Source organism: Flavobacteriales bacterium (assembly GCA_016713875.1).
Taxonomy (GTDB): domain Bacteria; phylum Bacteroidota; class Bacteroidia; order Flavobacteriales_F; family PHOS-HE28; genus PHOS-HE28.
The window spans coordinates 3,422,129-3,438,625 of the sequence record JADJOI010000003.1; the positions used below are offsets into that span (position 1 = coordinate 3,422,129).

10 protein-coding genes are annotated in these 16,497 nt (G+C 64.9%); 5 read left to right on the forward strand and 5 right to left on the reverse strand.

What is annotated here, in order from left to right:
- Positions 1 to 18 precede the first annotated feature (18 nt).
- Entirely contained in the window at positions 19 to 1,464 is a 1,446-nt protein-coding gene (locus tag IPJ87_15985; protein MBK7943347.1) for an O-antigen ligase family protein, read from the forward strand.
- Here the strand turns inward: IPJ87_15985 and IPJ87_15990 are convergent.
- The 3 genes from IPJ87_15990 to IPJ87_16000 form a co-directional block, all read right to left on the reverse strand.
- Positions 1,434 to 2,441: a hypothetical protein gene (locus IPJ87_15990; protein MBK7943348.1), complete on the reverse strand. Its 1,008-nt coding sequence runs from the start codon at positions 2,439 to 2,441 to the stop codon at positions 1,434 to 1,436. The two genes, IPJ87_15985 and IPJ87_15990, sit on opposite strands and share 31 nt — an antisense overlap.
- Before the next feature lie 115 nt (positions 2,442 to 2,556).
- On the reverse strand, positions 2,557 to 4,542 hold the full coding sequence (locus IPJ87_15995) for a VCBS repeat-containing protein (protein ID MBK7943349.1): 1,986 nt from the start codon (positions 4,540 to 4,542) through the stop codon (positions 2,557 to 2,559).
- Positions 4,543 to 4,561: 19 nt separating this feature from the next.
- Positions 4,562 to 5,671: a hypothetical protein gene (locus tag IPJ87_16000; protein ID MBK7943350.1), complete on the reverse strand. Its 1,110-nt coding sequence runs from the start codon at positions 5,669 to 5,671 to the stop codon at positions 4,562 to 4,564.
- Between the two features lie 92 nt (positions 5,672 to 5,763).
- Between IPJ87_16000 and polA the strand changes: the two genes are divergently transcribed.
- From polA to IPJ87_16015, 3 genes are read left to right on the forward strand one after another with little or no spacing between them, the layout of a single operon-like run.
- Positions 5,764 to 8,631 carry a DNA polymerase I gene (gene polA / locus IPJ87_16005; protein ID MBK7943351.1) on the forward strand — a complete coding sequence of 956 codons (2,868 nt, stop codon included), beginning with the start codon at positions 5,764 to 5,766 and terminating at the stop codon, positions 8,629 to 8,631.
- Positions 8,632 to 8,674: 43 nt separating this feature from the next.
- The gene (locus IPJ87_16010; protein ID MBK7943352.1) at positions 8,675 to 9,574 is read left to right on the forward strand and encodes a hypothetical protein; all 900 of its coding nucleotides are present in this window, start codon (positions 8,675 to 8,677) and stop codon (positions 9,572 to 9,574) included.
- 17 nt (positions 9,575 to 9,591) lie between these two features.
- Positions 9,592 to 10,026: a hypothetical protein gene (locus IPJ87_16015; protein ID MBK7943353.1), complete on the forward strand. Its 435-nt coding sequence runs from the start codon at positions 9,592 to 9,594 to the stop codon at positions 10,024 to 10,026.
- A gap of 72 nt (positions 10,027 to 10,098) precedes the next feature.
- On the opposite strand, the gene IPJ87_16020 is transcribed toward IPJ87_16015, so the two are convergent.
- Both IPJ87_16020 and IPJ87_16025 read right to left on the reverse strand, forming a co-directional pair.
- Positions 10,099 to 12,198, reverse strand: coding sequence for a choice-of-anchor J domain-containing protein (locus tag IPJ87_16020; protein MBK7943354.1), 2,100 nt, complete (start codon positions 12,196 to 12,198; stop codon positions 10,099 to 10,101).
- A gap of 174 nt (positions 12,199 to 12,372) precedes the next feature.
- Positions 12,373 to 13,518, reverse strand: a complete 1,146-nt coding sequence (locus IPJ87_16025) for a cystathionine gamma-synthase (protein ID MBK7943355.1) — start codon at positions 13,516 to 13,518, stop codon at positions 12,373 to 12,375.
- Between the two features lie 216 nt (positions 13,519 to 13,734).
- Between IPJ87_16025 and IPJ87_16030 the strand changes: the two genes are divergently transcribed.
- Complete coding sequence (locus IPJ87_16030) at positions 13,735 to 16,479, forward strand: T9SS type A sorting domain-containing protein (protein ID MBK7943356.1); 2,745 nt, start codon at positions 13,735 to 13,737, stop codon at positions 16,477 to 16,479.
- Positions 16,480 to 16,497 lie beyond the last annotated feature (18 nt).

A 16,497-nucleotide genomic window follows, 5' to 3' on the forward strand; every position in this document is an offset into this window, starting at 1 on the left:
GCGCTGTAACTTCCCGACATGACGCCGGGATCATCAGGCCTGCCGATCGGGGTGGTGCGCTGGACCGGACGCGCGCTTGTCGCGCTCGCGGCCGTGACCCCGTGCTCGGTGAAGCTCTACACCCCCGGCGCGGACCTCGAGGTCATCACTCCTGTGGAGCCGCTCGTGGCCTGCAGTGGTCTGGGTCTTCTCCTCCTTCTGGCCCGCCATGGGCAGGAGCTCTGGAGGGCCTTCCGCCGTGTTTCGGGACCGATCGTGATCAGTGCGACGATGCTGATCGTGTTCGCCGCGCTTTCCGCATCGGCCAGTGGAATGCCGGTGGTGGCCTGGAAGGCCTTCACGGTGCGGGCGGCGTATGCGGTCGTCCTTCTCGGACTTCCCCTGCTGGTGCTTCAACAGGACATGCGCTGGGTGCGCCGCGCCCTCGATGTCCATGCCGCGAGCTTCACACTGGTGCTGCTGTGGGCCTTGTGGGTGCAGACGGGGACCGGGTTCGACCGGGCCGGCGCGGGCTACACGGCGTTCCCGTTCTACACGGACCACACCGTGCATTCGGCGGCCCTGGTCTTCGTGCTCGCCTGGGTGATCGGACGCACGGCCATGGTCTGGCGGTCCACGCGGGCTTGGAGGCGTACGCTGTTGGTGCTGTGGAGCATGGCCCTGCTGTTCGGCCTCTGGGCGTCCTTCTGCCGGGCGGCCTGGCTCAGCGCTGTGGTCGTTCTGGTGCTTCTTCCGGCCGTATTGCTCCCGGCGCGGTGGCGCTCGATCGCCGGCATGGGCACCGTGCTCACCATGGTGGCCGTGCTTCTTCTGCTCTGGCGTTCCACGGCCGGGCGAACGGTGCATGGCAACTCCGATGATGCGGGGGTGCGGGAGAGCCTTCTCTCCATCACCAACACCACCACGGATGCCAGCAACCGCGAACGCCTGAACCGGTGGCGCTGCGCCCTGCGGATGTTCAAGGCCGATCCATGGTTGGGCACCGGCCCGGGGACCTATCAGTTCCTATACGTGGCGCATCAACGGCCCGAGGAGATGACCTATCTGAGCGTCCGCGAGCCTGGCGCCGCTTCGCGGATCAAGCGCAGCTGGAGCTTGACCCCGGACACCTTCATCCGCAGCAATCCCCAGACCCTCTATGACAGTGGCGGCACGGCGCATTCGGAGTATTTGCTCGCGCTGGCTGAATCAGGCCTCACGGGCTTCGGGGCGTGGTGTGCGCTCCTGGGGTGCGTGCTCTGGCGGGCGCTACGGAATTGGTGGGGTCCGAAGCCCTTTCAAGCCCGCATCATCGATCTGACGGTGGGGGTGGCGATCGCCGCCTATGCGGTCCATGCGTTGTTCAACAATTACCTGGACGATGCCAAGGTGGCCTTCCCGTTCTGGATGATGATCGCCGCGCTCCACGGGCGTGGGCCGCTCGCACCGGCCGATCACTCCCGGTCGAACGCGCGCCAGTCCTGAATCCAGGCGGGGCCCTGTTTGTGCCAGAGCACCATCAGCACCAGAACGAGCAGGGTCAACAGCACCGAAGTGGTGAGGACCGTGATCACGGCCTTGAGGCGCGGGGAGCTGACCAGGTCGAGCTCGGCCCGCCGGACCAGGGTGAGCCGGGGCAGGGCATCGCGTGACAGTCCGGCCCGTGCGGCCTCGGCCACCATGAGGCTGCCATAAAGATCCTCATTGGTGTGCGCCAAGGTGGCGACCATGGCCGTGAGTTGCAGGTCCAGGTGCTCTTGCAGGGTGTCGTTCACGGGCGGGCCGCTGGCCCAGGTGCGGGTCCGGTCGATGATGCCGATGAGCTGATCGGCCTGCTCCTGACCGCGCCGTTCGGCCCGCTGCACCAGATCCTCGTGAACGGCCACCTGGTGCTCGATCCGGTCGCGCGCCTCCCGATCGGTGGTGCGGAGCAGTTCGGCATGGATGGCCATGGCCATCGCGACCGCCATTTCGCGGTCCCTGTCCGAGACGGTGATGCGGAGGGTGTTCGGGTCGATGATGTCGGCACGGATGCTCCGTTCGAGGGTCAGCCTGGTCCGCTCGGTGGCGAATCGTCGGTCGGGGGCTATCCCATAGTGGGTGCCGAGGTCGAAGGTGTCCACCAGATGATCCAGGACGGCCGAACCTATCGCGAGGTGCTGCAGTCGTGTGACCACCAGGTTCGGTGCGAAGGTCCGTTCGGGTGCGCGGGTCAGTTCACCATGCTCGGGTCCGGCCCAGATCACGATGTGAGACCGATAGGGGACTGGGAAGATGATCAGGTAGATGCCGGTCAGCAGCCCGCTCAGCAGGGCGATGAAGAAGAGAGCCCAGCGCCGCGCCTTCAGCATGGCCGTCACCGATGGATGCTTGCGTGGGATCACCCCCGGCCGTGGGCGGGTGGGCGGGGATGGCCTGAAGGATGGCGCGTCCACTTCGTTCACCTCGGCCCCGGGCTGCATCGTTGTCGAAAGATAAGCGCATCAGGCTGGCGTACAAAATGCAGCAGGCAGAACGGAAGAAGGCGCGCCGCGCATGCGCGGCGCGCCTTCTTCCGTTCACCGATGTACGTTCTCCTCAGCGCTTCACGAAGCGCTCCTGCAGCAAGGTGCCTTCCTGCTCCACCTGCAGCACGTACACGCCGGGGGCGAGATCCGCGATGTCCAGGGTGGCCTCGCGCAGGACGGAGCGGAGTACGGGCTGGCCCGCGGTGTTCAGCACGGTGGCGTTCGCGTTGCGCAACGGCAGGGAGGAGCTCAGGTACAGGACGGTCTCGACCGGATTGGGGTAGGTGCTCAACGTGGCCTCAGGGGTCACGGCGGTCACGCCGGTGGAGAGGCCTTCGATGACATGTACCGTGCCGTTGATGGCCGGCATATCGATCACATCCACGATACCGCTGGGCCAGGAGACGATCACTTGGTCCACGAAGCTGTCCTGGCCGAGCCCGAAATGGGCGTTCAGCGTGCTCATGTACCGGAAGCCGTCGCCGCTGCGGATGTCGCGGATCCGGGTGCCGGACTGGGTGACGACCTCCACACGGGCGCCGATCCCGTTGGTGTTGCTCACCGTGCCTTCAAGCGTCACCTTCAGCCAGTTGTTGCCCGTGAGCGCGTTCATGTGCACGGTGCCGCCGTTCACGATGTCGAGGTAGCCATCGTTGTCCAGGTCGCCCACCGGACCGTTGGTGGGGGTCACCGTGTGCAGGCTGAAGGTCATGTTGCCGTTGTTGCGCAACAGTTTCCCCCCGCCCATCACATCCAGCCAGCCGTCGTTGTCGAAGTCGTGCGTGATCCACTCGATGCTCTGGCCGCCGTGGGTGTCGAATCCGGACCCGACGGTCACGTTGGTGAAGGTGCTGCCGTCATTGCGCATCAGCTTGTGGCCTCCGTTGGTGAAGGAGCTGGCGCCCTGCAGCACGTCCATGTCGCCGTCGTTGTCGTAGTCGCCCCAGGCCGAGCTCCAGCTCTGCTGGTTGTCGGCCAGGTTCATCAGCGCGGCCACCTCGGTCCAGGTGCCGTCGCCGTTGTTGCGGTGCAGTTGGTCGATGTTGGCCGGGCCCACCCCGCCGCGGCACTTGGCGATGAAGAGGTCCACATCGTGGTCGTTGTCATAGTCGACCCAGATGCTGCCGTAGTTGCCTCCGTCCGGGGTGTCGCCCAGGCCGCCCTGGTAGTAGGTAAGGTTGCCCTGGCCATCGTTCAGGTAGTACACATTGGGCTCCACGTCGTGGCAGACGAAGGCGTCCAGGTGCCCGTCATTGTTGATGTCCACGTAGTTGGACCGCTGGCAGAAGATCCACTCGGTCTGGGAGTTCTCGATGTAGGCCGTGGCGTCGGCGTTCGCGAGCATGAAGGTGGCCGAACCGCCGGCATAGAGGAGGTCGTTGTATCCGTTGCCGTCCAGGTCGCCGGCAGCCAGGCTCCAGTACGGTGTGGTATCGGCCGTATCGGTGGGGAACACGGTCTGCACGAGGCCACCGCCGGTCTGCTGATGGTTGATCGTGATCTGCAGCTCGGTGACCCGCACCACGTCGTCCAGGTGGTCGCCGTTCATGTCCACGGCGGCCACGGTGCTTCCGGCGCCGGCCGGCAGGGTCAGCGGAGAGAAGCTGAACACCGGGATCACGATCGGGGCTTCGCTGAGCTGGAAGGTGAAGCCGTTGGAGCTCCAGCGGTTGTCGAAGGCGATGATGTAGGTGGATCCGGCGGCCACGTTGAAGGTGAGGAACGCGGTGTTGTTCACGCCCGAATCATCATCACCGGCCACGCAGGCCAGGGCGCCGCAGCCGCCCAGGTAGACGTGCATGCGGCTGTCGGTCAACGCTCCGATGGCCGTGTTGATGGTCACCGTGTAATTGGATGCGGGCGTGTAGCTGTACCACTCACCGGCCGAGGCCCCGGCACCGTTCGGCGCGCAGATCGGCGAAGGCACCTGAGCGCCGTTGATCGTGGACACCACATAGGAGCCGGCGATGATGGGCAGGGCCGATGCGCAGTTGTCCTGGGCCAGGGCGGGCACTGCGCCAAGGAGGGCGATCGAAAGGGGGATGAGGTGCTTCATGGGTGGGTTGGTTTGCAGGTCAGGGGCAGGGTGGGCCGAGCGAGGAGATCCACTCATTGATCACGGCCAGGCCCTCGCGGTGTACGAGGGTACGGCCGAGCAGGGGCATGCGCACCGACCCGTCGGTGGAGCTCAGGCGCAGGTGCATCATGGAGCGTGTGGTGTCGCCGGCGGCCACGATGTGGGTCACCGATGCGTCGATGGGGTCGTCCGGCAGCACGCAGACCCCGAGGTTGACCGGGTCCTGCGTATCCTGAAAGGCCAGGCGCAGGGGCCGATAGTCGCAATGGCGCTCGTCCGAATGGCAATGGGCGCATTGGATGTCCAGGTAGCCGCGCACGCGGTCCTCAACCGGCAATGACGTTTCCATCCAGTCCGGCGTTGCTTGGATGCCCGATGGGAAGCCGGGCGCCAGGTAGCCCTCCTGTACCCAGCGTGCCAGCTGGTTCATCGTGCCATCAGGGTACGCCATGTCCACGTTCAGGTTGCGCGGCTTGGGACCGATGGGCAGGGGGTCCGTGTTCACCTTGTGGCAGGTGAAGCACTCGGAGGCCGACGGGATGCGGTAGGTCGTGCTCATCGTCCCATGTTCACTGTCCGTCCACGCGATGGGAACATATCCGCCGTCCATGTCCAGGTGGGCCTCGGTCTGCTCGGGGTTCCAGATGTAGTTGGCGAACTCCCACGCGCCGTTCCGGCGGAACATCAACCGCGTTTCGATGATCCTCCGTTCCCCGTCGGGGGCCGTGTTGTCGTACCAGAAGTTCTTGATCAACACCGTGCCTTCTTCGAACGCCAACTGCTCGTGGTCGCTCACATAGGAGGCCTGGGCTCCGGCGGGCATCCACACGAACCGGTTCTTGTGCGCGTAGTCCGTGAACAGCGTGTTGATGGGCGCGAACGGGAGCACCCCGGTGTTCGGTTCCAGTTGGTCAAGCTCCCCCACGAAGAAGCGGTAGGTGCTCAGGACGGGGTAGGGCAGGGAAGGGAGGTCGACAAGCACGGGGCTGGCCGGCGGATCATCCGGGTCCGGTCCCACCAGTTCATGCGTGCATGCGGCGAAGGCGACGGTGCACACCGAGGCCAGGGCGAGGCCTCTGGGTGCGCGGGAACGCAGGACGGACCGCATGACCGAATGTAGACGACTTTTCCGGACCGCCCGGTGCCTGGGTGGTGCTTGGTCTTGCGATCCTGAGCCGGGGGCCGGGCTAACTTGCCCGCATGTCCGATCCGACCCTGTCCGGAGCTGCGGCCGCCGATGCGGACAAGCGCCTCTTCCTCCTCGATGCCTACGCGCTCATCTACCGGGCCTACTTCAGCTTCATCCGGGCGCCCCGGGTGAACAGTAAGGGCTTCAACACCAGCGCGGCGTTCGGCTTCACCACCACCCTGCTCGACCTCATCAAGCGCGAGCAGCCCACCCACATCGCCGTAGTGTTCGACACAGCGGCGCCCACTGAGCGGCATGAGACCCTGCTGGACTACAAAGCCAACCGCGAGGAGACCCCCGAGGAGATCCGCAGCAACGTGCCCTACATCCGCCGCATCATCGAGGCGCTGCGCATCCCCGTGCTGGAGAGCGACGGCTACGAGGCCGACGATGTGATCGGGACCCTGGCCAAGAAGGCCGAGGCCGAGGGCTACCTCACCTACATGGTGACCCCCGACAAGGACTTCGGGCAGCTGGTGAGCGAGCGCATCATCATGTACAAGCCGGGCCGCGGCGGCGAACCGCCTGAGAAGCTCGGTCCCAAGGAGATCTGCGAACGCTGGGGCGGTCTCAGCAGCCCCGAGCAGGTCAAGGACATCCTCGGGCTCATGGGCGATGCGGTGGACAACATCCCTGGCATCCCCGGTATCGGCGAGAAGACCGCCATGAAGCTCATCCAACAGTACGGGAGCCTGGAAGGAGTGCTCGAGAACACCGACAAGCTGAAGGGCAAGCAGCAGGAGAACGTGATCCAGTTCGCCGAACAGGGCCGCCTGAGCAAGCGGCTCGCCACCATCATCATCGATGCGCCGGTGGAGCTGGACCACGACGCCCTTCACCTGGACCCGCCCGACAAGGACAAGGTGCTGGAGGTGTTCAGCGAGCTCGAGTTCAAGACCCTGGCGAACCGGGTGCTGGGGGGCGAGGCGAACGGCACCGCCGAGGAACCCAAGGCCGGCAAGCGCGCCAAGGCGGTGGTGGCCAACACCGGCCAGGTGGACCTTTTCGGAAGCAGCGTGGACGAGGAAGTCCACGTGGCCCTCACCGAGCTGGCCAACATCGGAACCGTGCCGCACCGCTACTTCCTGGCCCGCACCAACGAGGACCTGTACATGCTGGCGGCTCAGCTGAGGAAGCAGCCGCGCTTCTGCTTCGATACGGAGACCACCAGCACCGACGAGCGCACGGCTGAGCTGGTGGGCTTCTCCTTCAGCTGGAAGGACCATGAAGGGCATTACTTGCCCGTGCCCGAGGACCGCGCCAAGGCCCAGCGCATCGTGGACATCTTCAAGCCCGTACTGGAGAACGAGGCCATCGGCAAGGTGGCGCAGAACGCCAAGTACGACATGCGCGTGCTGGCCCGCTATGGCGTGGAGGTGAAGGGGCCCCTGTTCGACACCATGGTGGCCCACTTCCTGCTGAAGCCCGACCTGCAGAAGCATGGGATGGACTTCCTCAGCGAGACCTACCTCGGCTACCGACCGGTGAGCATCACCACGCTCATCGGCGAGAAGGGCCGTGGCAAGGTGCAGAAGAGCATGCGCGAGGTAGAGGTGGAGCTGGTGAAGGACTATGCCGCCGAGGACGCTGACGTCACCTGGCAGCTGTCCGGCAAGCTGGAGCCCCTGCTGGCGGAGGACGAAGTGACCGGGCTCTTCAACGAGGTGGAGATGCCCCTGGTGCACGTGCTCGCCGACATGGAAACGGAGGGCATCCGCATCGACATCCCGGCGCTGAAGCAGTTCAGCGAGGAGCTGGGCACGGAGCTGATCCGCCTGCAGGACGCGATCCACCAGGCCTGCGGGGTGCCCTTCAACATCGACAGTCCGAAGCAGCTCGGCGACGTGCTCTTCGAGACCCTGAAGCTCGGCGGTGACAAGGTGAAGAAGACCGCCAAGACCGGTCAGTACCAGACCAGCGAGGACATCCTGCAGGAGCTGAGCAACGCGCACCCCGCGATCCCGCTGATCCTGGACTACCGCAGTCTGCGCAAGCTGAAGGGCACATATGTGGACACCCTGCCCGAGGCCGCGGACCCTGTGACCCACCGCGTGCACACCAGCTACCTGCAGACCGTGGCCGCCACCGGTCGTCTGGCCAGCAACGACCCCAACCTGCAGAACATCCCCATCCGCACCGAGAAGGGGCGTGAGATCCGCAAGGCCTTCGTGCCGCGCAGCGAGGAGTACCAGCTCCTCAGCGCCGACTACAGCCAGATCGAGCTGCGCATCATCGCCCACATGAGCGGCGATGCCAACATGCAGGAGGCCTTCCGCAGGGGGCTCGACATCCACGCGGCCACGGCGGCCAAGGTGTTCAACGTCGACATCGCGGAGGTGACGCGCGAGCAGCGCAGCCGCGCGAAGGCCGTGAACTTCGGCATCGCCTACGGGCAGGGCGCCTTCGGGTTGGCCCAGAACCTGGGCATCCCGCGCGGGGAGGCCAAGCAGATCATCGACGACTACTTCGCCCAGTTCCCCGGGGTGCGCAATTACATGGATGAGATGATCGGCTTCTGCCGGACCCACGGCTATATCAAGACCCTGATGGGCCGCCGGCGGTATCTGCCCGACATCACCAGCGCCAATAACACGGTGCGGGCCCAGGCCGAGCGCATCGCGATCAATGCGCCCATGCAGGGTTCGGCGGCCGATATCATCAAGGTGGCGATGGTGAACATCCACCGCGACATCCGCGAGCAGGGACTGAGTAGCAGGCTGTTGTTGCAGGTGCATGATGAACTGGTGTTCGATGCGCACGGGGACGAGCTGGATGGACTGAAGGCCATGGTGCGGACACGGATGGAAGGGGCGATGGCCCTGGATGTGCCGCTGGTTGTCGACATGGGCGTGGGGAAAAACTGGTTGGAGGCGCACTGACCCGCGGCCGGTCCGGATGGACCTTTACCGCAGACTGGATCCCATGATGCACTCCTCCCGGACCATGTGGCCGCTGGCGGCCGCCCTGGTCGTGCTGGTCGCCTGTGGCGGCGGCGAAAGCGGCCAACAGGACACTTTGAACGTGCCCGACAGCGCGGATTCCGCGGCGCAGGCCGAGCGGATGCGGAAGACCCGCAACATCTTCTACAACATCCCATCCCCCATGGAGACGGCGGCGTTGCTCCGGAAGGCCGGTGCGGAATACGACAAGGACATCCTGAACGACGTGAAGAACGTGGACCGGTACACGGCCGCCAGCAAGCAGGCGCTGAACCTGGGCATCTACGGCGCCGACCTCAGCTACGCCAGCGTCAACAACCAGACGCAGGAGAGCATGTTCTACACCAGCTGCGCCAAGAAACTGGCCGACCGCCTGGGGGTGAGCAACGCCTTCAACGACACCACGTTGGAGCGCATGGAGGCGAACATGAACGACCGCGATTCGCTGCTCAGCATCATCAGCGAGACCTATTGGAACGTGGACGCCTACCTGAAGGAGAATGAGCGCGATAACATCAGCGCGCTGATGATCGCCGGCGGCTGGGTGGAAGGCCTGTACATCGCCACACAGGTGGCCAGGACCAAGGACACGCCGGAACTCCGGTCGCGCATCGCCGAGCAGCGCCTGAGCCTCAACGACCTGCTGGGGCTGATGAACACCTACACGGGGACCGACGAGGCGCTCAACGGGACCAAGGCCGACCTGAAGGCCCTTTCGGACCTCTTCGGGCCGGCACCTGCGGCCGGAACACCCGCACAAGTGACCCAGGAGAACGGTGTGGCCGTGATCGGTGGAGGCGAGCCCGCAGCGGCCCTCACGGACGATCAGCTGAAGGCGATCACCGAACGGACCGCCACCATCCGCAACGCCTACATCAACTGAGCACCGCCATGACCGCCATGCGAACGACCCTCGCCCACGCAGCCCTGGCCGGTGCCCTGCTGATCGCCGCCACCGCCGCGCAGGCCCAGTGCCGCAGCTTTGCCAAGAACAAGTGCGTGCCGGAACTGGCCCCGTACAAGTTCAACGAGTCCTTCAATGCGGCCCAGCTCGCCCCCGGCGAGGAGGCCGAGGTGAACCTCACCTTCTTCAGCGGTCAGGAGTACCGCGTGATGGTGTGCACCCACCCGATCCTGGGCGAGGTGAACTGGAAACTGGTGGATGCCTCCAACAAGATCGTGTTCGAGAGCCTGGCCGATGAGCCCAAGCATCACTTCGACCTGCGCATGGCCTCCACGCAGCAGATGAAAGTGGTGGTGTGGGTGCCGGGCAAGGCGCGCACCGACATGGTGCACGTCGGTTGCGTGGCCATTCTCGTGGGCTTCAAGGAGTGATCCGGCCCGCGGTCCTTTCACACGAAGGCCCGGTCGTTCGACCGGGCCTTCGTGTTCTCGCGGAGAAGGTGCTCAGTCCTTGGTGAAGCGGGTGAGCTGCGTGCGCCCGTTCTGGCGGATGACCGCCATGTAGACGCCTTTGGCAAGCCCGTCCACAGGCAGAGCGAGGCGGTTGAGGCCAGCGGGCAGAGCGCGCTCCGGCAGCTGGGCCACCAGGCGGCCTACGGGGTCAAGCACCTGCACCTGCAGCGGACCGCCTTCACGCAGGTCCATCACCAGATCGGCGTCCGCACCGGCCGGGTTGGGCACCACCAGCAGGCCTTCGCTGCCCTCGGTCACCAGCTCGGCCATGCCCACGGGAGCACCGTTCACGTTGATGTTGTCGATGAACAGGTTGTTACCGCCATCGCTCTCGAACTCGAACTTGAAGCGGAATTCGCTCACGTGGTAGGTGGTGCTGATGTTGTCCACCACGGACTCATCCCACTGCGCCTCGCTGGTGGGCGTGAAGGGGCTGGTCTGCAGGGAGGCCGTGTTGAGCGCCCCTGTGCCGTAAAGGATGTCACGCAGGCTCCAGGTCTCACCGCAATCCTTGCTCACGTACAGCTTCAGCACATCGTTGTTCTGCGTATTGCGTTGCGCATAGGCGTAGCGGTAGCTGATCACGATGTCGGTGGCGTTGCTCATGTCCAGCGTGTTGCTCACCAGCTCGTCGATCTCGCCTTCGCCGCTCACATAGTTGTTGAGACGAATGGACTTGGTGCTTTGGTAGCCGGTGGTGCTAACGAGCTGGAAGGCTCCGTTCCCTCCGACATCGTTCACGGCCCAATCGGTGTTGGGCAGCGTGGAGGTCGCCTCGAAGCCCTCGCTGTAGGGCACTGCAAGACCGGCGGCCGGCATCACCATCACATAGTTGTTCGCCTGGGTGCTCACCTGGGTGTTGCCGTTGCCGGCCACCAGGGTCACGGGGTAGAGGCCGGGGCTGCCGTAGGTGACCACCGGGTTCTGGTCGGTGCTCGTGGACGGCGCACCGCCCGGGAACGACCATTCCCAGGTGGTGGCGCCATGGTAGCTCATATCGGTGAACTGAACGGTGCCGCCGGAGCAGACCTCCCGAAGGTCGCTGGTGAAGGCCGCGGCGCACAGGACATCGGTGCCGGTGGTGCCCGTGGCCGCCAGGTTGGACGGTTGCCAGAGCTGGTTGCGCTGGGCGGTGCCCGAGTTCAGGGCGGCCAGCATCCGCGTTTTCTGGCCTTCGGTGAACATCTTGGAGCAGTAGGAATACTCCATGTAGTTCTCCACGTTGTCCAAGGTGCTGCTGCAGGTGGCACCGGACAGGGTGCAACTGGTCCAGCCTTCCGTGTTCGGTGTATCGCCCACGTTGTCGTCCTCATTGCAATTGCTGGCGAGGCCCGGTTCATTGGTCGGGCCCCAGCAATGCCGGAGGTTGATCCAGTGGCCCACTTCGTGGGTGAGGGTGCGCGAGCGGCTCACGCTGCTGGTGCCGATGCTCCCGGTGTAGTTGTGCAGCAGCACGATGCCGTCCGCCGCCGCGGCAAAGGGGCTGTTCACAGAGCCCGGCGTCAGCGTGTAGCCGGCCGCACCGTCGGCATAGGCGCAGACCCACACGTTCAGGTACTTGTTGCGCGGCCACTGGATCAGGTCCTTCATGTCCTGGGTGCCGTCGTTGGTCAGGATGTCCTGGATGCGGTTGATGCCACTGGTACAGTCGCCGTTCGGGTCCAGTTGGGCCAGACGGAAGGTGACCCCCACATCGGCCACAATGCCCAGGAACTCCGGCCGCACGTTGTCCCAGTCGGCGTTCAGCTTGTTGAAGTCATCGTTCAGCACGCGGATCGCATCGTGCACCTGGGCGTCGCTGATGTTCTCCGGCCCGTTGTTGTGGATGATGTGGAACACGACAGGCAGCACGTAAGTGCTTCCGCCGCGTTCGGCTTCGCTCAATTGGGCATACTGCTGGGTGAAGGCCTCCAGATCGGCCTCATCGTCAGCGATGCGCTGCAGGCGCTGGGGGTCGTTCTGGTGCAGCGGGGCCAGGTGCTCCAAGCCGTGCGTGCTACAGTGGAAGGGGACGTCCTGCTGGGCCTGCAGCGGGCCGAAGGGGATCAGGGCCGCCAGAAGCAGGGGCCCGAACGGGTTCGTATGGGTCATCACAAGGGGGCGCTCGGAAGAAGCGGAGCGCAAGATAAACGCCCACCCCCTGCCAACGGTTGGTCAGCAAGCTTGCATTTCGCCCCGACCCTTGGGATCCGAGAAGGACCTGACAAGGACCTGACGATCAGCAGGGTGGACGGCCTGCCTGCGTTCATCGCCCTGGGCGGACCGTCAACCGATCGCCGCGCTGAGGTCGTCGATCAGGTCGGCGGCATCCTCGGTGCCCACGCTGAGCCGGATCAGGGTGTCGGCCAGACCATTGCGGAGGCGCTCCTCGCGGGGGATGCTGGCGTGCGTCATGCTGGCCGGGTGCCCGATGAGGCTCTCCACGCCGCCCAGGGATTCGGCCAGGGCGAAGAGGGAGGTGCGCGACAGCACCCGCGTGGCGTCCTCCATGCGGTCGCCCTTCAGGGTGAAGCTCACCATGCCACCGAAGCCGCTCATCTGGGCGCGCGCCGCCGCGTGGCCGGTGTGCTCCGGAAGGCCCGGCCAGTAGACGCGCTCCACCTTGGGGTGGGCCTTCAGGAAGTGGGCCACGGCCTCGCCGTTGGCGCAGTGCCGCTCCATGCGCAGGTGCAGGGTCTTCAGCCCGCGCAGCACCAGGAAGCAGTCCATGGGGCCCGGCGTGGCGCCGCTGCTGTTCTGCACGAAGGCCAGGCGCTCGGCCAGGGCATCGTCGTTCACCACCAGCGCGCCCATCACCACATCGCTGTGGCCGCCCAGGTACTTGGTGGCCGAGTGCATCACGATGTCGGCGCCCCGATCGAGCGGATTCTGCAGCGCCGGGCTGGCGAAGGTGTTGTCCACGGCCAGCCAGCAGCCCTGCGCTTTGGCCAGCGCGGCCATGGCCGCGATGTCGATCACCTTCAGCAGCGGGTTGGTGGGGGTCTCCACCCAGATCAGGCGGGTGGTGGGCGTCAGGGCCTGCTTCACGTGGGCCGGATCGGCCATGTCCACGAAGCTGAAGCGGATGCCGAAGCCCTCGAAGATCTTGGTGAACAGGCGGTAGGTGCCGCCGTAGAGGTCGTTGGTGCTCACCACGTGGTCGCCCGGCTTCAGCAGCTTGATCAGCGCATCGATGCTGGCCATGCCGGTGGCGAAGCACAGGCCATGGCGCCCGTTCTCCAGTTCGGCCAGGGCCCGCTGCAGCGCGGTGCGCGTGGGGTTGTGGGTACGGCTGTACTCATAGCCCTTGTGGTCGCCGGGCGCGGCCTGCACATAGGTGCTGGTCTGGTAGATCGGCGTCATGATGGCGCCCGTGGCGGGGTCGGGTTCCACGCCGGCGTGCACGGCCTTGGTGCCGAAGCGATGGCTCATGGGGTCGGGAGGCTTGGTTGCTGCGCCGCGAAGGTAGAGGGGGGGCGGAAACGGGTGCGTCGCCCTGATCATCACTGGATGATGTCAAATAGGATCGTACCCCTTTTTCTTGGCGATCGATCGATCCGCGTGGGAACGATCGGTTTTCAGCTTAGCTTCGACCAGGCGCTTCGGACGTCAGGAAAGTTGTTTCGTTCATCAACCCACGCAGTTACCATGAAGCCTCGATCCTTCTTCCTGTGCGGCGTTCTGTTCCTCGCTGCAACCACCCAAGCCCAGCTTCTGGATGCCACCGGCGATACCTTGGGGCCTGTCGCGTACCGCACGGAGATGGGCCAGACCATCGACACTGATGGCGATTCCGTAGGCGACCTGCTGTACTATTCAGAGGGCCATCCCGTTACGGTATGGATCCATGAGACACCCGCCATGACCTTTTCCTTCCGGGACCAGGACACCCTGTACAGCGTGCGCATGGACTTCGTAGGCGAAGGGGTGGACCCCGGCGCGGTGCTGAGCGTGATCAAGGAGACCACCGACCTGAGCAACTACTACCTGGCCCATACGGGCGTGGGGGTGGAGGGTGTGCCTGCCGCCGGGGCCCTCTGGCGCCAGGACCTGTATCCGCGCATCAGCATCCAGCATTATGCAGGTGCCTACGGCCCCAAGATGGCCTTCGTGATGGAGCCGAGTGCCGAACCGGCCCAGATCCAGATGCTCTTCAGCGGGCAGGACAGCCTGGCGATCGATTGGCAGGGAGCCGTTCGCGCGTATGTCGGAGAACGATTTCTCCGGCTGGAGGAGGCCTTCGCCTACCAGGTGATCAACGGCAGCATTGTGCCAGTAAGCTGGTCACCGAACTACGACCTGGTGAACGGCGGCGCGCAGGTCTTCTTCGAGTTCGGCACCTACGATGACAACCACCCGTTGATCTTCCAGATCGGCCCGCCACCCCCACTCGGCGGTGGTGGCGCCACCTCGGACTGGCGCACCCTGTTGGGCAGTGCCACCGGCAACGGTGGCGGTGACTCCTGGGGCAACGCCGCCGTGGCCGCGCCCGATGGTGACCTGCTCATCGCCGGCAACACCATCGACCAGGTCTTCCCCGCCAACACCGGTACGGTCATCCATCAGGGCGTATGGGACATCTACTACGGCCGCTTCGATCACGCCCCCGGCGACCCATCTGACGATGCGAAACGGATCTACACCACCTACTTCGGTGGCACGGGCTCGGACAAGCCCATCGTGGCGCACTACGCCAGCGACGATCGGCTCTACATCGGCGGCTGGACCAACAGCGAGGACATCAACCTGGAGCCGCTCCTGGACCCGCAGGATGGAAGCTACTGGCAGGGAGCTTTGAAAGGTGATACGGACGGGTTGCTCCTTGTAGTGGATCCAGCCCAAGGGAACCTTCTGCGCAGCACCTATTTCGGCGGTGAGGGTGATGAGATGTTCACGGCCGTCGCCGAGGATGTGTTCGGCGACCTGTACTTCGGCGGGGCCACCAGCACGGCCACGGGCACGGCCAGCGGCACCTGCACGGCCGTGGCCACGGGCCTGCCCTTGTGCGATCCGGGAGGCACAGCCTACCACCAGACGAGCAACGCCGGGGGTACCGACCTCTTCCTCCTGAAGCTGGACCCGAACTTCAGCATGCTCAACTCCACCTTCTATGGTGGAGCGGCGGACGACTTGCTCTTTGACATGGCCTACTATCAGGACCCCGTGGGATTCAACGACCGGATCGTCGCCGTGGGCCGCACGGAGGGGTCCTTGCCCCAAGGGGATCCGGGGGACTTCTGGCTACCTGGACTAAGCGGCCCCACCGCGTTCATTGCCACGTTCACCCCCGACGGCACGGTGAAGTGGATGACGAACATGCACGGCACCGACCGCTTGGAGGCGGCCGCGATGCAGCCACAGACCTCACGGCTGGTGGTATCGGGCACAACCCTAGATGCCAGCTTTACGCCGGTCCCAACGACCACGAGCTGCACAGCGGTTTCGGGCGCCCTGACGATCTGCGACCCCGGCAATGGCGCATACCACGATGACGCTGTTGATGGTGTGGATGAGTATTTCGCGGAGTTCGATGTGCTGACCGGCGAGATGCTGTGGTCCACCGTGCATGGTGGCTCGGTATTCGAACATGCTGGTGAGAGCGCCGTGGAGGTCTACGATGCCTGGCAATACCATCCCTTCCTGATCCGGCGCTTCAGTGATCTGGTGATCGATGCTGACGGGAGCATCTTTGCCATGGGCATCGCCACGCAGTCCTTGGACCACGCGGATGGCCTGTTGCAAACCCACCCTGCATTGACCGCCTTCGGTCTATACAACCAGCCGTGGTATTCAGACATGGGCACTGGGCAGACCGAGATCCTGTTGAAGTGCTTCGACATCGATCGGGGGCGTCTATGGTCGAGCACTTTCGGCAGCCGATTCACCCATGTGGACCACCTTTCTGACAAAGCATGGCGGCCGGGCGCATGCGATTGGGGTCACAGCCTCGTGCTCGTTCCGGGGGAGGCGCTCTATTGTGCAGGAAGTTCCGGTGGCATCCAGTTCGATGATGCGTGCCCATATCCCGGAACCTCGTGGTGTGAACCCCCGGTACCCTATGCGGCCGCTGCGGATCTGTCCCATGGGTTCGCCGCCCGCTTGAACCTTCAAGAGATCAGCATCGGCGTGCCTGATGATCTTTTCTTGGAAGCGCTCGGCCTATCCTGTTCTCCGAATCCAACGGGAGATCACGTCCGCTTGAGCTTGGGGAAGCGGGCCTTGGCCCATGAACAGGTGGTCCTGGTCGATGCACGAGGCAGGTTGGTGCTGCGGGCTCGCACCGATGCGGACGGCACCCTATGGCTACCTTCGCTGGGGACAGGGCTGTACAGCGTGCTCTGGCTCGGACCGGACGGCAGCACGCCGAGTTCCGTACGGTTCATCAAGCACTGATCGATGGGCTACTGCTTG